Raw genomic sequence first — 19,467 nt, forward strand, 5'->3', positions numbered from 1 at the left:
GCCCTTCGCCATGCCCCCGGCTGGATAGGGTGGACCTGTTCGAGACTCGCGTCCCGTAGTCCGGGACACCGACCCAGGAGCGGCTTATGAGCGCTGTGACCCCCGCTGGAGGCGACACCGCGGCGGGCCGTTCCTGGCCCGAGGTGCTGAACGCCCTGCTGGAGGGGCGGGACCAGAGCGCCGACGCGACGGCCTGGGCGATGGACCGCATCATGCGCGGCGAGGCGACGGACGCGCAGATCGCCGGGTTCGTGGTGGCGCTGCGGGCCAAGGGCGAGACGGTGCAGGAGATCACCGGGCTCGTGCGGGCCATGTACGAGCACGCGAACGTGATCGAGGTGCCGGGCGCGACCGTCGACATCGTCGGTACGGGCGGCGACGGAGCGAAGACGGTCAACATCTCCACGATGTCCTCGATCGTCGTCGCCGGCACGGGAGCCAAGGTCATCAAGCACGGCAACCGGGCCGCGTCCTCCGCGTCGGGCGCGTCGGACGTGCTGGAGATGCTCGGCGTCAATCTGGACCTGTCCCCGAAGCGGGTCGCGGAGGTGGCCGAAGAGGCCGGCATCACCTTCTGCTTCGCGGTGAAGTTCCACCCGGCGCTGCGGCACGTGGCAGCGGCGCGCGGCCAGCTGGGCATCCGTACGACCTTCAACGTCCTCGGTCCGCTCACCAACCCGGCCAAGGTGAAGGCCCAGGCGGTCGGTGTCGCGGACCCCCGCATGGCGCCCATCGTGGCCGGGGTCTTCGCCGAGCGAGGCAACTCCTCCCTCGTCTTCCGTGGCGACGACGGCCTGGACGAGCTCACCACGACCGCCACGTCCCGGGTGTGGATCGTCCGTGACGGCAAGGTCACGGAGGAGACCTTCGACCCGCGGGACGTCGGCCTCGACCTGGTGCCGGTGGAGGCGCTGCGGGGCGCCGACGCCTCGTACAACGCGGAGGTCGCACGGCGGCTGCTGGACGGCGAGAAGGGCCCCGTGCGGGACGCCGTCCTGCTCAACTCGGCGGCCGCACTGGTCGCCCTGCATCCGGGCGACGGCCCGCTGACCGACCAGCTCCGGGCCGGCATGGACAGGGCCGCGGAGTCGATCGACTCCGGCGCGGCCAAGCGGGCCCTGGAGCGATGGGTGGCCGCCAGCAACGCGTGACGCCGCGCGCACCGGCGGAAAAGGCCAGGTCAGGCTGGCCGGAGTAGAGTGAGGTGAGTGGCAGCTCTCCCCGCGGGCCGCAAGGAGGCTGGGCATGATCCATTCAGCCGATATCCGTGAGTGGCGCAACCGCGACGTGATCGACGCCAAGGGCCGCAGGATCGGGTCCCTCGAGGCCGTCTACGTCGACACCACCACCGACACGCCGGCCATGGCCACCGTCCGTACCGGGCTGCCGACCCGGCACAGGCTCGTCTTCGTCCCCCTCGACGAGGCGACCGTGGGACCGGGGTACGTGCAGGTGGCGCACTCCAGAGGGCGGGTGCGCAAGGCGCCGTCCATCGGCGTGGACGACGTCCTGCCGGTCGAGCGCGAAGAAGAGATCTTCAAACACTACGACAGGGCCTACGAGCCCGGCGACGACCGCGGACGCCGCCTCGCGCGCCGCTGACCTGCCGGGCCTCAGGAAGGGGTCACCATGGCGTTCGTGCTGTTCCTGATCCTCGTGGCGGTCGCCCTGGGAATCATCGGCGCGGTGGCGAAGGGGTTGTTCTACCTCCTGATCATCGGCGTGGTGGTCTTCCTGGCCAGCCTTGTCCTGACCGGCATGCGCTGGGGGCGGCGCTCGCGCCACCACCTGCTTCGGTGACATACCGGGACGGGATCCCCTCGGGGATCCCGTCCCGGTATCCGGACAGAAGTTGCGGGCGGGTGATCACCTGCCGTAGTTTCCTGACCAGGTCATGAGCGACAGCCATTCGGCCCCGGCCGGCTGTCCGGCAACCCTCCGTCCGTGGCGGGGTGCCCCGGGTGAAGACCAGGCCGTAGGCAGCGAGGTCTGCGGCAAGCGCGGACCCCTCGTGTCACCAGGGGTCCTGGTCGTTCGAGGGAGCCTTCCGTGAGCAAGCGAATGCGTTAGGGCCGCAGAGCCCCGCCTCCGCACCCCTTTTCTCCTTTCACTCTCCGTGCCGTGGAGACCTCTGCGCCCGTGCGCGCCTCCGGCACCGGTGAGTCTCGCCTGCCTTACGGGAGTACACCCATGTCCGTCCCCACCCTTGCCGCCGACCCGTCCGTCTGTGCCCCGCTGCCCGTTCTGGGCCGTGAGGTCACCGTCCCGCTCGTCACCGGCGGCGACGTCACCTACGCCGCGCTCGACTACGCGGCCAGCGCCCCCGCCCTGCAGCGCGTCTGGGACGACGTGGCGGCGTACGCCCCGTACTACGGCAGCGTCCACCGCGGTGCCGGGTACCTCTCCCAGCTGTCCACCGACCTCTTCGAGAACGCCCGCCGCACCGTCGCCGAGTTCCTCGACTGCCGCGACACCGACCAGGTGATCTTCACCCGGTCCACCACCGACTCGCTCAACCTCCTCGCCGCCGCCCTCCCGGCCGGCTGCCGGGTCTTCGTCTTCGAGACCGAGCACCACGCCTCCCTGCTGCCCTGGCGCGACGCCCAGGTCACCTACCTCGACGCCCCGCGCACTCCGCAGCAGGCCGTGGAGACCCTGGAGCGCGCCCTCGCCGACCGCGACCCCCACGGCCCGGCCCTGGTGTGCGTCACCGGTGCCTCCAACGTCACCGGCGAGCTGTGGCCCGTGCGCGAGCTGGCGGCGGCCGCCCACGCGCACGGCGCCCGTATCGTCCTGGACGCCGCCCAACTCGCCCCGCACCACCCGGTGTCCGTCAAGGACCTCGACGTGGACTGGGTCGCCTTCTCCGGCCACAAGCTCTACGCCCCCTTCGGCTCCGGCGTCCTGGCCGGCCGCGCCGACTGGCTGTGCCAGGCCGAGCCGTACCTCGCGGGCGGCGGCGCCAGCCGCAAGGTCACGCGGCGGACGGACGGGGGAGTGGACGTGGAGTGGCACGACACGGCCGCCCGCCACGAGGCCGGCTCCCCGAACGTCATCGGCGCCTACGCCATCGCCTCCGCCTGCAAAGCCCTCACCGAGGCCGGTTTCGACACCCTGGTCGCCCGCGAGCAGCACCTGATCCGCAAGGTCAGGGAGGGCCTCGCCGACGTCCCCGAGGTCAAGGTCCTGTCCCTCTTCGGCGACGACGCCCCGCGCGTCGGCGTGATCTCCTTCGTCGTCGAGGGCTGGAACAGCTCCCACTTCGCCGCCGCGCTCTCCGCCGAGTACGGCATCGGCGTCCGCGACGGCCTGTTCTGCGCCCACCCCCTGGTCCGGACCCTGCTCGGCAGCGGCCCCCAGACCCAGGGCGAGTGCGGCGCCCCCGAGGCGGCGCCCGGCGAGAAGTCCCTCAACGCGATCCGGGTGAGCTTCGGCGCCGGCACCCCCGACGAGCACGTGGAGCGCTTCGTCGACGCCGTGCAGGAACTGGTGCGCGACGGTGCGAAGTGGCAGTACCACACGGAGAACGGCCGCTGCGTCCCGGCGGTCTGAGAACTCCAGGTCCTCACGCCACCGGTGAGGCGGCGTTCAGCGGATCAGGCGGGTCAGGAGTCCAGCCCGATCGCGAACGCCGCCTCCAGGTCGTGCTGGGAGTACGTGCGGAACGCCACGTGGGTGTCCGTCGCCTCGACCCCCGGGATCTTGCTGATCCGCCCGGGGATGACGTCCGCCAGCTCCTCGTGCTCCTTCACCCGCACCATGGCGATCAGGTCGTACGTCCCCGTGACGGAGAAGACCTCGCTGACGGAATCCAGCGCGGCGATCCGCTCCGCGATCTCGGGGATCCGGTCCACGCTGGTCTTGATGAGCACGATCGCGGTGATCACGGCTGGCTGTCTCCCTCGGTACGCGCTGACGCCCTCACTCTAGACCCTTGGCCGACGGGCCAGATCCTCCAGGGAAACGCGCAGGGTCTCGCGCAGGCGCCCCATCTGTTCCGGTCCGTAGGTCCAGCCGTCGTACTCGTTCTGCACCACCAGCCGACCGTCGAACGCGGCGACGAGCACCTTGGGCGGCATTCCGGGTGCGTTGCCCGTGGCGCCGAAGCGGAGCAGGTGCAGGTCCTCCGGGACGGGGTGCGCGGGGATCCGGCCGAGGTTGGACATGCCGTAGCTGACGACCGGAACCGGCACCGCGAGGCCCCGAGCACCCGCGCGAAGCGCGCCCAGCAGGAAGCGTTCGGGGTCGCGGCGGACGGGTGTCGAGCGCCTCCGGCAGCGCCTCGCGCTCTTCCACGCCGGGGTCCGCGCCTGCGGCGAGGGCGGTGTAGTACCGCCAGAACTCGTCCAGAAGACCGAAGGCAGACCGCCCGTCGGTCACACCGTGGTGGACCCCGAGCACCACCTGGGTGTGCTCGCCGTCGCTGAGCAGCCAGGCGTGCAACATGCTCCCGGTCCAGTCGGGGCGCGAGTTGATCAGGGCGGCGAAGGGTTCGTCGATGCCCTCGCACACGGTGACGGGCGGCTGGACCCGGTCACGCACCCGCAGCAGCGGTCCGCTCCCGCCGGCGACCACCTCGGACCGCAGGATCGGATGGTGTGCGGTCAGCAGCCGCAGGGACCGTGCCACCAGGGCCGGGTCCAGGAGTCCCCGTACCAGGGACTCCACGTACAGGGGCATCTCGTACAAAGGGAGTCCGGCGGGTCCCGGGTCGACGAAGTACGCACTCTCGAAGGGGGATACCGGGCGCTGACGGGTCATGGTGGGGAGGTCTCCGGTTCGGGCGGCGATCGTGCGCCGGTGTGAGGAGGGCGACCCTCGGGTCAGCGGGGTTCGGGCAGCATGGGCAGCGGGCCCGCGGTGAGGCTCATCTCGGCCCGTGGCTTCACCCGGGTGCCCGGGACGGGGCGCAGCCGCCAGCGGGAGGCGAGGGCGGCGAGCGCGAGCGTCGCCTCGGTCATGCCGAACACGTCGCCGATGCACTTGCGGCTGCCCGCGCCGAACGGCAGGTACGAGCCGCGTGCCACGTCCTTGGCCCGCTCCGGCAGCCACCTGTCCGGGTCGAAGGCCAGGGGGCGCGCGAAGAGTTCGGGCATGCGGTGGATGACATAGGGACTGACCAGCACGTCCGTGCCCGCCGGCAGCCGGTGCCCGCCCAGGTCCGTGGACTCGGTGGTCATCCGGGTGAACATCCAGGCCGGCGGGTACAGCCGCAGCGTCTCGGTGAAGATCCGCTGCGTGTACGCGAGCCTCGGCACGTCCGCATAGGCCGGGGGCCGGCCGCCCAGCACCTCGTCGACTTCCGCGTGCAGCCGCGCCTCGGCCTCCGGATGGCGCGCGAGCAGGTACCAGGCCCAGGTCAGGGCGCTGGCCGTGGTCTCGACGCCGGCCAGCAGCAGGGTCATGACCTGGTCGTGGACCTCCTGGTCCGACAACGCGCCGCCGTCCTCGTCGTCGCGGGCGGCCAGCAGCGCCGACAACAGGTCGCCGCGGTCCCCGTCCGACCGCCGGTAGTCGCGGATGATGCCGTCGATGAGCGCGTGCAACCGCCCGAGTGCGGTGTCGAAGGCACGGTTGGCGGCCAGCGGAAGCCGGGCCAGGAGTCCTGTGGGGTCCACCGCCTGACGGTAGGCGCCGCGCACCACGACGGGCAGGTTGCGCTGGATCTCCGCGACCGAGTGCGGTGCCATGTCGGTCGAGAACAGGGCCCGGGCCGTCACCCGCGCCGTCAACGCCTGCATCGCGTCACCGACGTCGACCGGCTGCCCGGACCGCCAGATCCCGGCGTGCCCCGCGCACTCCTCCTCCATGACCGCGGCGTACGCGGCGATGCGCGCCGGGTGGAAGGCGGGCTGCATCATGCGCCGCTGCCGGCGGTGGTCGGCCCAGTCGGAGGTGATCAGCCCGTTGCCCAGAATGGAACGGGCCTTCTCCTTCACCGGTCCTCCGGTGTCGTAGACCCGTGCGTTCAGCAGCACCTGCTGCACCAGTTCCGGATGGCAGGGCAGGTAGGCCGGCTTGGTCCCGATACGGAGCTGGACGAGATCGCCCACGGCGGGCAGGGAGGCCAGGAAGTCCAGCGGCCGGCGGGCCATGAGCAGCGCGTGTCCCACCAGCGGCAGCTGGTGGGGCGCCCGTGCCACCCGCCAGTCGCGCCTGGCCGTGTCGGAATGGGTCTTCATACCTTCGGTCCTTCGATGACGGATGGGGTCGGATGTCCGGGGCACCTCTGACAGTGCCCGCCTGTCCCGCGGCGGAAGCGGTCAGCGCCGTTCGAGGACCATCGGCATCGGGCCCGCCTCCAGGGTGGCTTTCGGCTCGGGCCGCAGCCGCGTCCCGGGCACCGGGCGCAGCCGCCAGCGAGCGGCGACGGTGGCGACGATCAGCGCGGTCTCGGTCAGCGCGAGGACGTCGCCGATGCACTTGTGGCTGCCCGCACCGAACGGAAGCAGCGCCCCGCGCGGCACCCGCGCGGCCCGCTCGCCCTCCCAGCGGCCGGGGTCGAAGGTCTCCGGGGCGGGGAAGAGCTCCGGGTTGTGGTGCAGGGCGTAGGCGCTGTAGAGGATCGTCGTTCCGGCGGGGATGGTCCGGCCGCCGAGGGTGACCTCCTGGGCCGTGACCCGCATCGCCATCCAGGACGGCGGGTAGAGGCGCAGCGCCTCGGTGATCACATTGCGGGTGTATCGCAGCGCGGACAGATCGGCGTAGGCCGGTGTGCGGTCACCGACGGCCTCGTCCACCTCGGCGTGGACCCGCTTCTCCACCTCGGGCAACGTGCCCATCAGGTGGAAGACGAAGGCGAGGGTGGAGGCGGTGGTCTCGCTTCCGGCCACCAGGAAGGTGATGACCTGATCCAGTACCTGCCGGTCGTCCAGCTTCTCCCCGGTGTCGGGATGCTCGGCGCGCAGCAGGGTGGAGAGCAGATCGCCGTGGTCGCCCTCGGAGCCGCGCCGGCGGCTGATCATCTCTGCCACGATCTCGCGCAGCCTCGTATTGGCCCGGTCGTACGCCCGGTTTCCCGGTGTGGGCAGCTTCTCCATGACGCCCAGGGGCGCGACGGTGCGTTTGTAGATGCCGTGCGACACCGTCCGCAGGCACTGCCGGGCCTCCTCGATCGTGGCCTCGTCGAGTCCGGCGGAGAACAGCGTCCGTGCCGCGACCCGCATCAGCAGGGCGTGCATGGTGTCGCTGATGTCCCGCGTCTCACCGGAGCGCCAGGCGTCCGTCGCGACGCGGGTGTCGTCAGCCACGGCTGTCGTGTAGGCCGCGATCCTGCTGGTGTGGAAAGCGGGCTGGATGAGGCGGCGCTGGAAGCGGTGCTCCTCGCCCCGGGACACCGACAGGCTGTTGCCGAGCAGCTGCCGCGCCTTGTCGAAGACGCCGCCTTTGTCGAAGACGCGGGGGTTGAGCAGAACCTCGCGGACCAGTTCGGGGTGCGCGGCGAGATAGGCCCGGCTCGGCCCGAGCCGCACCTCGACCAGATCGCCGTGGGCGGGCAGCGACGCGAGGAACTCCAGGGGGCGGCGCCACAGCGCGGGTACGTGTCCCAGCAGGGGCAGGGCGCCGGGAGCGGTGCCGATCCGCCAGGACCGGTCCGCGGCGGTCGGCTTGGCAGTGGGCATACGGCCGCTCCTCACTGTATCCGCGAGTTGACTTCGTTCACGGGCGCCTGGTACCGCCGGTCGCGGGTGGTCCACACGAAGTTGCCGTGGATGAGGTCGAGCAGCACGTCACGAGTCGTGTCGTCGAACGCCCTGATGCACTCCATGTCCTCGGCCATGTCGTCCAGCCGGGCCTGGAAGAAGCGCCGGAAGCCGGCCTCGTCCGACACGTCGCACAGCCGGAAGCAGTTGGTGATCTGGCCGAGTTCTTTCTCCCGGTCGTAGGAGTAGAAGTCGTTGACGATGGCCAGCCCGCGGGTGGTCATCCGGGCGGCGAGGCCCGTCTTGGAGTGCTCGGTGAGCTCTGGGTGGCGGTAGATCGGGTAGGACATCTTCATCCAGAAGTCCACGCCCACGTCGGTGACGCGGAAGCGGAAGTACTGCTCCGGCGACGTGGTGCAGAGCACCTTCTTCAGCAGGGAGTCCCGGAACATGTGGTCGCTGGTGACGAAGGCGCGGGCGCCCTCGTACGCGAACTCGGCGTCCTGCGGGGCGTAGTAGCGCTCGCAGACCGCGCGCAGCTGGGGCAGGAAGAGATCGAAGTTGTGCAGCGACGGGTCCATGTCGTCCCACACGAAGGTCACGCAGTTCAGGACGCAGACGGCCTTGAACGCCTCCATGTCCTTGATGTGGCGGGCGCTCTGCGACCATCGGACGACGTCCATGTAGGAGATCCAGCGCTTGTCGGAGACGGCCTTGCCCAGCGGGGCGACCGCGCGGTTGCAGGCGTCGATGACCTCCCGCAGTTCCGCGTCGGTCATCGGTACCTTCTGCGCCTCGTATCCGACGTACCGCTCGAACAGGGCGGCGAAGCGGTCGGTGCACTCCTGCCAGTAGCGCGCCGTCGTGGCCTGGGCGCCGACGGGACCCGCCTGCGCCGTCGAGCCGGTGGTGGCGGTCAGATCTGCGGTCATGAGTTCCTCCGGGTGGCGGTGGCGGCCAGCTGCTGCAGAGCGGTGATCGCCTCTGGCGTGAAGGGCGCGGCGTCCAGGGCGCGCAGGGCCTGGCGGTAACGGTCGTCGATCATGCATTCGACGGTGTCCCGGGCGCCGGTGGCGGCGAAGATCGCACGGACCTCTTCGGCGCCGGCCTCGTCCAGCAGGGGGTCGCCGATCAGGGCACGCAGCCGGGCGGACTGCGCCGCGTCACCCGCGCGGAGCGCCAGGGCGACGAGGGTCGTGTTCTTGCCGGCGCGCAGATCGTCCAGGCGGGACTTGCCGGTGTCCCGCACATCGCCGTACACCCCCAGCAGGTCGTCGCGGAGCTGGAACGCCTCACCCAGGGGGAGGGCGTACGCGGTGCAGGCCGCCATCGCCTCGGGGCCCGCGCCCGCGAGGGCGGCACCGATGTGCAGCGGGCGCTCGATGGTGTACTTGGCGGTTTTGTAGCGGTTGACCGTCAGCGTGGCCTCGACGTCGTCGGTCAGTTCGCCCGTCGCACGAAGATCCAGGTACTGGCCGAGCATGACCTCGGTGCGCATCTCGGTGATCAGCGGATGCACCGCCGCCGCCTGCCGCGAGGTGAGACGGGCGGTGTGCAGAAGCTGATCCGACCAGGCGAAGGCGAGGTCGCCGACCAACACCGCGGCACCGAGCCCGAAGCGTTCCGTGCGCTCGTCGCCCCGCTTGCCCGCGAGCAGCCGGTGGATGGTGGGCCGCCCGCGCCTGGTGTCGCTGTCGTCCATGATGTCGTCGTGGATGAGGGCGAAGGTGTGGAACATTTCCAGGGAAGCCGCCACACGCACGACCGATTCCATGCCGGTTTCGCCACCGGCTGCCCGCCAGCCCATGACGGTCAGCACCGGGCGGATCCTCTTGCCGTCCGCCATGAATTCCTTGAGCAGTTTCACCAGCCGGGCCATCTGCGGCTGTCCGGAATGTTTTCGGCGTTCGTCCAGGAAATCCTCTATCACGGTCTCGACGTTTTTTCTGACGACATTGGTGTTCAGTACGTCGGGGGATATCGTCCGAATGCTCATTTTCTCTGCCTCGTCCCGCTTGTCGGGGCCCGTCGGGTCGGTTCCGGGCGCACGTCGGCACGCCCCACGACCGCGCGGGCCGCACAGGGGCGGCGGGTGGGGGCGGCTTTCCAACGGGAACCGGTACCGGGCCGGATGGTGTGCGGACGGTGTCCGGCGGACTTCCGCCGAGGGACACCGGGTCGACGCGTGGTTCTCCGGGGCCGCGGTTCAGCTGCTGACGCGGGCCGACGTCCGCGTCGGCCGGGCTGATGTCGCCATGACGGTGGAGCGGTCCGCGGGGGATTCGACGCGCCCCGGTCTTCGCGGGGAGAGCGCGGAGCGGGCGGGGCGGTGCTGCGCAGCGCGGCCCGCGACTCCGCACGGGTCCAGGACCGAGGAGCCGGTCAGGGAGGAGCCGGACGAAGAAGTCTCGGGCGAAGAAGTCTCGGGCGAAGAAGTCTCGGGCGAAGAAGTCTCGGGCGAAGAGGCGCCGGAGGGAGAAGTGCCGGACGGAGAAGTGCCGGACGGAGAAGTCTCGGGCGAAGAGGCGCCGGAGGGAGAAGTGCCGGACGGAGGGGTGATCGGACCGCGTGGCCGACGGTGAGCCGTGGGCTCCCGCGGACAAGCGCTGCCTAAGACGCGCAGTGGTCCGCCGAATAACTCGTGCCCAATGGAGTCCATGCCTTTTCCCCTCGCAGCGCAGGATGAGCGGGAGGTCCGTCGGTGCGGTCCAACCGGTGATCGAATACTAGGCACACGACAACTGTTCGAAGCAAGAGTTTTCTGCTGGGTAGCGGCGGACGCGATGCCAAGCAAGACGATCGTTCCGGACAGATTCGCCGACCGGGGATTGACGTCGCCTGGTCGGGGGAAAGGGTGGCCGTTCGGTGTTGGGGTGCTTCGACACCACGGAACTTCATTGCGACGGAAGTCCTGCCGCTGTATTCGGCGTCTCCGGTAGCCATCCGTCACCGGTGTCGGGCGACCGCGAGCCCGCGCCCCCACGCGTAGAGGAACCCCAGCGAGAACCCCACCAGGTGCGCCAGGTACGCCACCCCGGGCCCCTGGGCGGCCCGGCCCGCCGCCATCCACTGCAGGGCCGCCCAGAACGGCAGCACGACCCAGGCCGGGAACCTCAGCGGCAGGAAGAACAGGAACGGGAAGAGACTGGTCACCCGCGCCTTGGGGAAGAGGAACAGGAACGCACCCAGCACCGCGGAGATCGCCCCGGACGCTCCGACCAGCGTCTGTGCCGACGCGGCGTTGGCCGCCGCGTACCCCAGCAGCGCCAGACAGCCGCAGCCCAGGTAGAACAGGGCGAATTCCACATGCCCCATCCGCTCCTCGGCCATGGCCCCGAAGACGTAGAGGAAGAGCATGTTGCCCAGCAGATGCACCCAGCTGCCGTGCACGAACAGCGCCGTCGCGGGCGTGAGCGCCGCTCTCGGCGCCCCGCTGAACAGCTCCACCGGCACCACGCCCCAGCGGGCGAAGTAGTCCCGCTGCGCGGTGAGCAGCGCGTCCCCGGTTCCGTAGGCCGGATTCAGTCCGGCGGCCGGTCCGGTGACGAAGAGCGCGCAGCACAGGACGATCAGCCCGTACGTCACCGGGGCCGACTGTCCGCGCAGCGCTCCCACGGCCGTCCTGCTCCAGGTGCTGATCATGGTACAGAGCATGGCGTAACCGGCCCGATCCGCACAGAGTGCCTCGCCGCCGTGGGACGGGCGGGCGGTGGGTACTCGCCAGGCCGTAGGGTTACGAGCCACACGCTCCAGGGAAACTGGCGCATCACGGAGACTGGAAGAAGGAAGAGCACTCACGATGACGGTTCCCCTGCCGACGGAGACGACCCGCTGGCGCTGCACGCTCTGCGGCAACCTCACCCGGTTCGACGTGACCCGCTCGTCGAAGGTCGTCGAGTACGTGCACCTCGATCTGGCCGGGGAGCCGAAGGTCGAGGAGCGCGAGGTGGTCAGTGAGACCATCGAGTCGGTGCGGTGCCGCTGGTGCAACGCGGTCGACCAGGTGGAACTCGTGGACAGGCCGGGCGCCGGCTCCTGAGGGAGGCGGCCCCGCAGGCGTATGGGGTGAGGGATGGCTGAGACCACAGGCGGGGAGCCGGTCGACGGCACCGCTGAGGTGCTCGACCGTCCGCTGCCCGACGGTGTGCGCCGCCGGGTCGTGCAGATCGTGTCCGACGGCTTCGGTGGGCTGACCCTCGCCGAACTGCCCGCACAGCTGCGGCAGTACGCCCGGTTCACCCCGACCCGCCGGGCCAAGTTCGCCGGCAACGCCATGGCGGCGGCCGTGGAGACGGACGCCCTGTTCCGGCAGCGCATCGCGGAGAAGCTCAGAGAGGCCCAGCCGGAGCTCACCGGTGCCCTGGACTCCGGCTCGCCGCCCCCGGCCGCGGACCCGCTCGACGTGGCGGCCGCGGCCTACGTACTGCGCCCGGCGGGCTGGGTGAAGCTGGTGACCGCCGCCGGCGAGGAGGCCCAGCGCGTCGACGCCGAGCGCGCCGACGAGGAGAGCCGGGCCGAGCTGGAGCGGGTGCACGCGGAGCTGGCGGCCGCGCGCGAGCAGACCCGCGCCGAGACCGAGCGGCTGCGGGCGGAGCTGGACGCCGCGCGCAAGGAAGCCGACTCGCTCCACCGCAAGCTGCGCGCCGCCCTCAGTGACGTCCGGCGCGGCGAGGCCGCCCTGCGCAAGGCCCGGGACGAGGTCGAGGCGGTGCGCGCCGAGGGCCAGGCCCAGGTCTCCGCCGCCGAGAGCGAGACCCGGCGGCTCAAGACGCGCCTCTCCGAGGCGGAGGCCGCCCTGGAGGCCACCCGCAGGGCGGCGCGCGAGGGGCGCAGCGTCGAGGACATGCGGGTACGGCTGCTGCTCGACACCCTGCTCGACGCGGCCCAGGGGTTGCGCCGAGAACTGGCGCTGCCACCGGTCTCCGTACGGCCGGCGGAGACCGTGGACGCGGTCGAACCGGGACGAATGACCCCCAAGGACATCGCCGCCCGTGCGCTGTCCGAAAACGATCCCGCGATCCTCGACCAGTTGCTCGCACTGCCCCAGGTGCATCTGGTCGTCGACGGCTACAACGTCACCAAGACCGGCTATCCCCAGATGCCGCTGGAGAAGCAGCGGCTGAGGCTCCTCGGCCAGCTCTCGCAACTCGCCGCGCAGACCGGCGCCGAGGTCACCTGTGTCTTCGACGGGGCCGAACTGGCCGCACCGGTGCTGCTCGCGCCACCGCGCGGGGTGCGGGTGCTGTTCTCCAAACCGGGCGTCACCGCCGACGAGTTGATCCGCCAGCTGGTGCGTGCCGAGCCGCCGGGCCGGCCGGTCATCGTCGCCTCCACGGACCGCGAGGTGGCCGACGGGGTCGCGAGGGCGGGAGCGCGCCCGGTGGCTTCGGCGGTGCTGCTGAAGCGTCTCTCACGCGGCTGATATCAGCCTCGAAGCGCGCTACGTCGCCAACCGCAACGTACAGGCTCAATGCCCGAATTGACGGAACCGTCACGCGACGTAGCGTCAGGGCTGCCTCACTTGCTGTGGCTCATGTGCAAAGAATGCATTGCGTGACAGGATTTTTTGGTGTGAGGATTTGAACTCATCACGATGAGGTCACTAGGGTCTGGCCTCGAACCTCCGAGCGGGTGATCACTCAGAAGAAGGAGCTCGCTTCCGTGGCGTCCCACCGTCGACCCAAGCAGCCCAGCCGTGCACGTGTGACCGTGCTGACCACCGCGGCCGCCGCCGCTGTCGCCTTCAGCGCGAACGCCGCCAACGCGGCGCCCAGTGCCAAGCCGAGCGTGGACGAGGTCAAGTCCAAGGTCGACCAGCTCTACCAAGACGCGGAGAAGGCCACCGAGCAGTACAACGGGGCCAAGGAGAAGCAGGACAAGCTGCAGAAGGAGATCTCCACCCTCCAGGACAAGGTCGCCCGGGGGCAGGAGGAACTCAACAAGCTGCGCGACGGCATCGGCACCATGGCCAGCGCCCAGTACCGCACCGGCAGCATCGACCCCTCCGTCCAGCTCTTCCTGTCCTCGAACCCGGACGACTACCTCGACAAGGCCTCCACCCTCGACCAGTTGAGCAGCCAGCAGGTCGAAGCGCTGAAGAAGATCCAGGAGAAACAGCGCGAACTGGCCCAGGAGCGTCAGGAAGCCACCGACAAGCTCAAGGACCTCGCCGCCACCCGCACCGAACTGGGCAAGAAGAAGCAGGAGGTCCAGGGCAAGCTCGCCGCGGCGCAGCAGCTCCTCAACAGCCTCACCGCCCAGCAGCGGGCCGCCCTCCAGGCCGACCAGCAGCGAGCCAGCCGCGCCAGTGAGCGTGCCGCCCTCAGCGTCTCCGTCGGCGTCGGCTCCGGCCGGGCCGGAGCCGCCTTCTCCGCCGCGCAGAGCCGGTACGGCAAGCCGTACGTCTACGGTGCCACGGGCCCTGACTCCTTCGACTGCTCGGGTCTGACCTCGTGGGCCTACGCCCAGGCCGGTGTCTCCATACCGCGCACCTCGGAGGAGCAGGCGAACATCGGCACCCGCATCTACAACGTCAGTGACCTCAAGGTCGGCGACCTGGTCTTCTTCTACGGCGACCTGCACCACGTCGGCCTCTACGCGGGCAACAACACGGTGCTGCACGCGCCGCACACCGGCGCCTTCGTGCGATACGAGTCGATGAACGACATGCCGTTCCAGTTCGGCGTGCGAGTCTGACCCGGCTGTCCGGTTCCTCGAAGTACCCCACCCAACACCCCCCGAACGAGCGAATTCCAGCGACCCCCGCTGACTCCACGCCCCGCCGATGACCTGCGTCAGCGGCGGGGCGTCGCTCTGTCGGCCGCTCGGCGTCTTTGGACCCCGCGGTGATCACCCCGCTACTGTCTGCCGCGTTTCCCCCGCCGTCCGGCGGGTGGTTCGTCAGCGGAAGGGAGAGCGACCGGTCGTGGGGTCCCATCGCCGCCTTGCACCATCCGGCATGCGCCAGGGCGTCGGCGCCGCGGAGTCCAACCGAGCCCTGAAGAGGGCCGCCGTCGTACTGTCCGCCGCCGCGGCGGCCGCCGCGACGCTGGGCGCCGTGCCCGCGGACGCCGCGCCGCGCGACACCCGGGCCACGGTGGACCGGCTGTACCGGGAGGCGGAACAAGCCACCGAGGCCTACAACAAGGCAGCGGAACGCGTGGACGCGCTGCGCCGGGAGGCCGCCCGGGCACAGGACCGCGTCGCCCGGCAACAGGCCCGCGTCAACACCATGCGGGACGCGCTCGGCGCGCTCGCCGGGGCCCAGTACCGCTCCGGCGGACTCGCCTCCCCCCTGGCGCTGCTGCTGTCGGACAACCCCGGCGAGTACCTCGACAAGGCGGCCGTGCTGGACCGGATCGGGTCCCGCCAGGCCGGACAGCTCAAGGAACTCCAGGGAGCGCTGCGCCGGTTGGCCCGGGAACGCGAGGTGGTGGCCGGTGAACTCGCCCAGTTGGAGAAGAGCCGTGAGGCGGTCGCGCAGCAGAAGAAGGCCGTGGAGCGGAAGCTCGTCGCGGCGCAGCGGCTGCTGAACTCCCTGCCGGACCAGGAGCGCACCGCCTACCAGCGGGCCTCCCGCTCCGCCGGCGAGGTGTCCGGCCTCACCCCGGCCGTGGCGGCCGACCCCCGCGCGGCGGCGGCCGTCGCCGCGGCCCGCTCCGCGCTCGGTCGCCCGTATGTGTGGGGCGCCAACGGGCCGGGTGGCTTCGACTGTTCGGGCCTCATGCAGTGGGCGTACGCGCGGGCGGGCGTCGGACTGCCGCGCACCTCGCAGGAGCAGCGGTACGCCGGCCGCCAGGTGCCGCTGTCCCAGGCCCAGCCCGGGGACCTGGTGGTCTACCGCTCCGACGCCAGCCACGTGGCGATGTACGTCGGCGACGGCCAGGTCATCCACGCACCCCACCCGGGTGCGGCGGTGCGCTACGACCCGGTCGGCATGATGCCGATCGCGTCGGTCACCAGGCCCTGACCGCTGGGTGGGCGGCACGTACGATCGGACGGTGGCTGGTCGTGGACGTGCGTCGGGGATCGTGGCGGGCTGTGTCCTGCTGCTGGCCGGACTCGTCGGTTGCGGCGCCGCCGCCCCCGCCGGGAACGGGACGGCCGCCGTGCGGCAGGTGCTCGACCGGCGGGCGGCGGCGGTCCTGGACGGCGACCGGTCCGCGTTCCTCGGCACCCAGACCCGTGCCGCCGGCGCCGCCGGGTTCGACAACCTGCGCGCCGTGCCGCTGGCCGCCTGGTCGTACCGGGTCACCGCCCTCCACCTGACGGGTGACCGGGCCACCGCCGACGCCGAACTGCGCTACCGCGTCAGGGGATACGACCGGGCGCCGGTCACCGCGGCCCGGTCACTGCGGCTGACCCGCATCGGCGGACGGTGGTACGTGGCCTCCGACGAGCCCGCGTGGAAGGCCGCCCGGCAACTGTGGGACCAGGGCGCCGTCGAGGCGGTTCGCGGCGCGCACAGCCTCGTTCTCGGCGTCGGGCAACCCCGGGACACGCTGCGGGAGTACGCGCGCCTCGCGGACCGCGCGGTGCCCGCCGTCACCGGGGCGTGGGGGACCGGCTGGCCGGGCCGGGTCGTGGTCCTCGTACCGACGTCGCTTCAGGGCATGGCGGCGCTGCTCGGTGCGCCGGCCTCCCGGTACCGGGGGATAGCCGCGGTCACCACCGGTGAGGTGGGCGGGAGCGGGACGGCGCCCGCGGACCGGATCACCGTCAACCCGGACGCCTACGCCATCCTCGGCGACCTCGGCAAACAGGTCGTCCTCACCCACGAGACCACCCATGTGGCCACCCGCCGCCACACCACGGCGGCCACACCCCTGTGGCTCTCCGAGGGGTATGCCGACTGGGTCGGCTACCGCGGCACCGGCCGGACCCCCGCCGAGGTGGCACCCGAACTCGACCGCGCCGTCGGGCTCGGACACGCCCCGTCCGCGCTGCCGCAGGACTCCGACTTCGCCTTCTCCGGGGACGCGGGCAAACTGGCGCAGGCCTACGAAAGCGGCTGGATGGCCTGCCGGATGATCGCCGACCGCTGGGGCGAGGCCCGGCTGAACGACTTCTACCGGGCGGTCGGCGACCACGCCGGGCGCGAAGGTGCGGTCGAGAACGCGCTCAGGACGGTGCTCGGCACGAGCCCGGAGGCGTTCACACAGCAGTGGCGGGCGTATCTGAGGTCCCAACTGGGCTGAGCCGACGGCCGGTTCGGCCCGACGCCGACAGAGGGGGCGGTCGGGAGTCGGTCCGGCGTCGACCGAGGCGCGCCGGTCGGGAGTCGGTCCGGTTGCCCGAGGGGCGCCGGTCAGGAGGACGCGAGCGTCTCCTCGGTGCGCGTGGTCTGCGGCGGTACCGTCGGGGCCGGACGGGAGACCGTCGTACGCCACAGGGCCCTGGCCGCGGTCAGCGTGGCCAGCACCAGAAGGCCGTTGCGCGTGGCGAGCAGGGTGACGCCCAGCCGGTCGCTCGCCACCACGTTCGCGAAGTACACCGGGAACTCCAGGACCGTGGCGAGGCAGGCGGCCAGGACCAGCCCGGCGGGCAGGAGCATCCGGCTGCCGGGCAGGCACAGGCAGACCGCCGCGAGCCCGACCAGCCACACCATGTACTGCGGACTGATCACCCGGCTGGTGAGCGTGAACAGCAGCACCCCCACGAAAGCCGCGTCCGCGAGCGCGTGCGGCGACAGGCGGCGTGCGCTCACCCGCCACAGCAGCAGCCAGCCGAACGCGATCACGGTCAGGAAGAGGGCCGCCGCGCTGACCCGGTCGACGTAGGGGCCGAGGAACTCCACCGAGCCGTAGTTGAGCATCACCCGGCCGTCCCAGCCGTGGTGCCGGGCCACGTGGAACACCAGCGAGCCCAGCGACTCCACCTCGGTGCCCCGGTCGCGCTGGGCGGTCAGGAAGGAGAAGGCGCCGGGCATCGTCAGGGCGAACAGCAGGGCGAGCGCGACCGCCGTCACCGCGGCCGAGATCCAGGCCCGGCGCCGGCCGGCGCCCGCCAGCAGCAGCACCGGCCAGACCTTCACCAGCGCGCCGAACGCCGCGAGCGCTCCCATCAGCCGCGGGCGGCGCATCCCGGCGAGCAGCGCGGCGACCGCCACCGCCGTCACCATCAGGTCGTAACGGGCGTACACCGTCGGGCCGAGCAGCGGAACCCCGGCCACCCACACCCAGGCGCCGCGCAGGGACTTGCCGCGCCCCACGCCCGCGTACAGCAGAAGGCCGAACACCAGCAGGTCGGCGACGCAGGCGAGCACGAAGAACGCCTGCGCGTACTCCAGGAAGGGCAGCAGCGCGGGGGACAGGATCGCGAGCGCCGCGGCGGGCGGGTACTGCCAGGTGACGTCGCCCTGCGGGAACCTGCCGGTGCGCAGGGTGTCGTACCAGCCCTGATAGATGACCGAGACGTCGCTGGTGACGTCCGGACCGGGGAACACCCACACCTTGAAGACGAACAACAGCAGGCCCACTCTGGTGAGCACCCAGGTGGCGAGCAGCCAGAACGGAATGCGCCGTGTGCCCGCCATGTCCACTTTCAGTCCCTGTCCTCACGCGTGCGGTGTCGCTGTGGCCGAGAGGCCATGATCTCGTGCCCAGCCGGGTGACGGGCGGCAAACACGGCCGTACGGCGCTGTGAGTACGGTCGCACCACCGGTTCGGTACTGTCGACGACGATGCACAAGACCCTCATCGTGACCAACGACTTTCCGCCGCGCCCCGGCGGCATCCAGGCGTTCCTGCACAACATGGCGCTGCGCCTGGATCCCGACCGGCTGGTCGTCTACGCCTCCACCTGGAAGCGCGGCCGGGAGGGCGCGGAGGCGACGGCCGCCTTCGACGCCGAGCAGCCCTTCACCGTCGTACGGGACCGGACGACGATGCTGCTGCCGACGCCCGCCGCGACTCGGCGGGCCGTGGAGCTGCTGCGGGAGCACGGCTGCACCTCGGTGTGGTTCGGGGCGGCGGCACCGCTCGGCCTGATGGCCCCGGCGCTGCGGCGCGCGGGGGCGCGACGGCTGGTCGCCACCACGCACGGCCACGAGGCGGGGTGGGCCCAACTTCCCGCGGCGCGCACTCTGTTGCGTCGCATCGGCGAGTCCACGGACACGATCACCTATCTGGGGGATTACACCCGCTCCCGCATCGCCGCCGCGCTCACCCCTCAGGCGGCCGGGCGGATGGTGCAGCTGCCGCCGGGCGTCGACGAGAAGACCTTCCACCCCGGCTCGGGCGGCGACGAGGTCCGCGCCCGCCTGGGGCTCACGGACCGCCCGGTGGTGGTCTGCGTCTCCCGCCTGGTGCCGCGCAAGGGCCAGGACACCCTGATCCGGGCGCTGCCGCGCATCCTGGCCAAGGAGCCGGAGACGGTCCTGCTGATCGTCGGGGGCGGGCCCTACGAGAGGGACCTGCGCAGGCTCGCCCAGGAGACCGGGGTCGCCGGCGCGGTCCACTTCACCGGCGCCGTCCCCTGGTCCGAGCTGCCCGCACACTACGGGGCGGGCGACGTCTTCGCGATGCCGTGCCGCACCCGCAGGGGCGGCCTGGACGTGGAGGGCCTCGGCATCGTCTACCTGGAGGCCTCCGCGACGGGCCTCCCGGTGGTGGCCGGCGACTCGGGCGGCGCCCCGGACGCGGTCCTGGACGGCGAGACGGGATGGGTGGTCCACGGCGGCTCGGAGGAGGAGACGGCGGACCGCGTCATCACCCTCCTGGGAGACCCGGAGCTGCGCCGCAGGATGGGGGAGCGCGGCAGGCGGTGGGTCGAGGAGAAGTGGCGCTGGGACTTGCTGGCGGAAAGGCTGAGGGAACTTCTCTGA

The 19,467-nt window shown here is 71.5% G+C and carries 18 protein-coding genes and 1 riboswitch; of the genes, 10 read left to right on the forward strand and 8 right to left on the reverse strand.

Features of this window, described 5'->3' with window-relative positions:
• Positions 1–86 precede the first annotated feature (86 nt).
• The 4 genes from trpD to ACFYZJ_RS04210 all read left to right on the forward strand — a co-directional run bounded on the left by trpD (position 87) and on the right by ACFYZJ_RS04210 (position 3,552).
• Positions 87–1,151: an anthranilate phosphoribosyltransferase gene (gene trpD / locus ACFYZJ_RS04195; protein ID WP_388562634.1), complete on the forward strand. Its 1,065-nt coding sequence runs from the start codon at positions 87–89 to the stop codon at positions 1,149–1,151.
• 94 nt (positions 1,152–1,245) lie between these two features.
• Positions 1,246–1,602: a PRC-barrel domain-containing protein gene (locus ACFYZJ_RS04200; protein ID WP_388562636.1), complete on the forward strand. Its 357-nt coding sequence runs from the start codon at positions 1,246–1,248 to the stop codon at positions 1,600–1,602.
• A gap of 27 nt (positions 1,603–1,629) precedes the next feature.
• A complete protein-coding gene (locus ACFYZJ_RS04205) occupies positions 1,630–1,800 on the forward strand; it encodes a hypothetical protein (protein WP_388562638.1) in 171 nt (56 codons plus the stop codon).
• 90 nt (positions 1,801–1,890) lie between these two features.
• Positions 1,891–2,007, forward strand: a riboswitch (SAM riboswitch).
• A 183-nt stretch (positions 2,008–2,190) separates the two neighbouring features.
• On the forward strand, positions 2,191–3,552 hold the full coding sequence (locus tag ACFYZJ_RS04210) for an aminotransferase class V-fold PLP-dependent enzyme (protein ID WP_388562640.1): 1,362 nt from the start codon (positions 2,191–2,193) through the stop codon (positions 3,550–3,552).
• A gap of 53 nt (positions 3,553–3,605) precedes the next feature.
• Here the strand turns inward: ACFYZJ_RS04210 and ACFYZJ_RS04215 are convergent, their stop codons facing one another.
• The 7 genes from ACFYZJ_RS04215 to ACFYZJ_RS04245 all read right to left on the reverse strand — a co-directional run bounded on the left by ACFYZJ_RS04215 (position 3,606) and on the right by ACFYZJ_RS04245 (position 11,285).
• Positions 3,606–3,887, reverse strand: coding sequence for an Lrp/AsnC family transcriptional regulator (locus ACFYZJ_RS04215; RefSeq protein ID WP_388562642.1), 282 nt, complete (start codon positions 3,885–3,887; stop codon positions 3,606–3,608).
• Positions 3,888–3,926: 39 nt separating this feature from the next.
• Complete coding sequence (locus ACFYZJ_RS04220; protein WP_388562644.1) at positions 3,927–4,193, reverse strand: hypothetical protein; 267 nt, start codon at positions 4,191–4,193, stop codon at positions 3,927–3,929.
• Between the two features lie 630 nt (positions 4,194–4,823).
• The gene (locus ACFYZJ_RS04225) at positions 4,824–6,182 is read right to left on the reverse strand and encodes a cytochrome P450 (RefSeq protein WP_388562646.1); all 1,359 of its coding nucleotides are present in this window, start codon (positions 6,180–6,182) and stop codon (positions 4,824–4,826) included.
• 81 nt (positions 6,183–6,263) lie between these two features.
• Positions 6,264–7,622 carry a cytochrome P450 gene (locus ACFYZJ_RS04230; RefSeq protein ID WP_388562649.1) on the reverse strand — a complete coding sequence of 453 codons (1,359 nt, stop codon included), beginning with the start codon at positions 7,620–7,622 and terminating at the stop codon, positions 6,264–6,266.
• Between the two features lie 11 nt (positions 7,623–7,633).
• Positions 7,634–8,575 (reverse strand): hypothetical protein, encoded by a 942-nt coding sequence (locus ACFYZJ_RS04235; protein WP_388562651.1) that lies wholly within the window; start codon positions 8,573–8,575, stop codon positions 7,634–7,636.
• Complete coding sequence (locus ACFYZJ_RS04240) at positions 8,572–9,639, reverse strand: polyprenyl synthetase family protein (RefSeq protein ID WP_388562653.1); 1,068 nt, start codon at positions 9,637–9,639, stop codon at positions 8,572–8,574. The genes ACFYZJ_RS04235 and ACFYZJ_RS04240 overlap by 4 nt, the downstream gene beginning before the upstream one ends.
• Before the next feature lie 950 nt (positions 9,640–10,589).
• Positions 10,590–11,285 (reverse strand): rhomboid family intramembrane serine protease, encoded by a 696-nt coding sequence (locus tag ACFYZJ_RS04245; RefSeq protein WP_388562655.1) that lies wholly within the window; start codon positions 11,283–11,285, stop codon positions 10,590–10,592.
• A 157-nt stretch (positions 11,286–11,442) separates the two neighbouring features.
• Here ACFYZJ_RS04245 and ACFYZJ_RS04250 point away from each other — a divergent pair, with 157 nt between their 5' ends.
• From ACFYZJ_RS04250 to ACFYZJ_RS04270, 5 genes are all read left to right on the forward strand, one after another.
• The gene (locus tag ACFYZJ_RS04250) at positions 11,443–11,682 is read left to right on the forward strand and encodes a hypothetical protein (protein ID WP_103843079.1); all 240 of its coding nucleotides are present in this window, start codon (positions 11,443–11,445) and stop codon (positions 11,680–11,682) included.
• A 33-nt stretch (positions 11,683–11,715) separates the two neighbouring features.
• On the forward strand, positions 11,716–13,065 hold the full coding sequence (locus ACFYZJ_RS04255) for an NYN domain-containing protein (protein WP_388562657.1): 1,350 nt from the start codon (positions 11,716–11,718) through the stop codon (positions 13,063–13,065).
• Positions 13,066–13,304: 239 nt separating this feature from the next.
• Complete coding sequence (locus ACFYZJ_RS04260; protein ID WP_388562659.1) at positions 13,305–14,339, forward strand: NlpC/P60 family protein; 1,035 nt, start codon at positions 13,305–13,307, stop codon at positions 14,337–14,339.
• 229 nt (positions 14,340–14,568) lie between these two features.
• Positions 14,569–15,612, forward strand: a complete 1,044-nt coding sequence (locus tag ACFYZJ_RS04265; RefSeq protein WP_388562661.1) for an NlpC/P60 family protein — start codon at positions 14,569–14,571, stop codon at positions 15,610–15,612.
• A 31-nt stretch (positions 15,613–15,643) separates the two neighbouring features.
• Complete coding sequence (locus tag ACFYZJ_RS04270; RefSeq protein WP_388562663.1) at positions 15,644–16,840, forward strand: hypothetical protein; 1,197 nt, start codon at positions 15,644–15,646, stop codon at positions 16,838–16,840.
• A 110-nt stretch (positions 16,841–16,950) separates the two neighbouring features.
• Here ACFYZJ_RS04270 and ACFYZJ_RS04275 read toward each other — a convergent pair whose 3' ends face one another.
• On the reverse strand, positions 16,951–18,177 hold the full coding sequence (locus tag ACFYZJ_RS04275) for a glycosyltransferase 87 family protein (RefSeq protein WP_388562665.1): 1,227 nt from the start codon (positions 18,175–18,177) through the stop codon (positions 16,951–16,953).
• A 147-nt stretch (positions 18,178–18,324) separates the two neighbouring features.
• On the opposite strand from ACFYZJ_RS04275, the gene ACFYZJ_RS04280 reads away from it, so the two are divergent.
• Positions 18,325–19,467 (forward strand): glycosyltransferase family 4 protein, encoded by a 1,143-nt coding sequence (locus ACFYZJ_RS04280; protein ID WP_388562667.1) that lies wholly within the window; start codon positions 18,325–18,327, stop codon positions 19,465–19,467.

The organism is Streptomyces sp. NPDC001848 (assembly GCF_042891915.1).
Classification (GTDB): Bacteria; Actinomycetota; Actinomycetes; order Streptomycetales; family Streptomycetaceae; genus Streptomyces.

Coding starts and splice junctions, on each gene's coding strand:
- trpD (WP_388562634.1), top strand. CDS start 87: ATGAGCGCTGTGACCCCCGCTGGAGGCGACACCGCGGCGGGCCGTTCC.
- ACFYZJ_RS04200 (WP_388562636.1), top strand. CDS start 1,246: ATGATCCATTCAGCCGATATCCGTGAGTGGCGCAACCGCGACGTGATC.
- ACFYZJ_RS04205 (WP_388562638.1), top strand. CDS start 1,630: ATGGCGTTCGTGCTGTTCCTGATCCTCGTGGCGGTCGCCCTGGGAATC.
- ACFYZJ_RS04210 (WP_388562640.1), top strand. CDS start 2,191: ATGTCCGTCCCCACCCTTGCCGCCGACCCGTCCGTCTGTGCCCCGCTG.
- ACFYZJ_RS04225 (WP_388562646.1), bottom strand. CDS start 6,182: ATGAAGACCCATTCCGACACGGCCAGGCGCGACTGGCGGGTGGCACGG.
- ACFYZJ_RS04230 (WP_388562649.1), bottom strand. CDS start 7,622: ATGCCCACTGCCAAGCCGACCGCCGCGGACCGGTCCTGGCGGATCGGC.
- ACFYZJ_RS04235 (WP_388562651.1), bottom strand. CDS start 8,575: ATGACCGCAGATCTGACCGCCACCACCGGCTCGACGGCGCAGGCGGGT.
- ACFYZJ_RS04240 (WP_388562653.1), bottom strand. CDS start 9,639: ATGAGCATTCGGACGATATCCCCCGACGTACTGAACACCAATGTCGTC.
- ACFYZJ_RS04245 (WP_388562655.1), bottom strand. CDS start 11,285: ATGATCAGCACCTGGAGCAGGACGGCCGTGGGAGCGCTGCGCGGACAG.
- ACFYZJ_RS04250 (WP_103843079.1), top strand. CDS start 11,443: ATGACGGTTCCCCTGCCGACGGAGACGACCCGCTGGCGCTGCACGCTC.
- ACFYZJ_RS04255 (WP_388562657.1), top strand. CDS start 11,716: ATGGCTGAGACCACAGGCGGGGAGCCGGTCGACGGCACCGCTGAGGTG.
- ACFYZJ_RS04275 (WP_388562665.1), bottom strand. CDS start 18,177: ATGGCGGGCACACGGCGCATTCCGTTCTGGCTGCTCGCCACCTGGGTG.
- ACFYZJ_RS04280 (WP_388562667.1), top strand. CDS start 18,325: ATGCACAAGACCCTCATCGTGACCAACGACTTTCCGCCGCGCCCCGGC.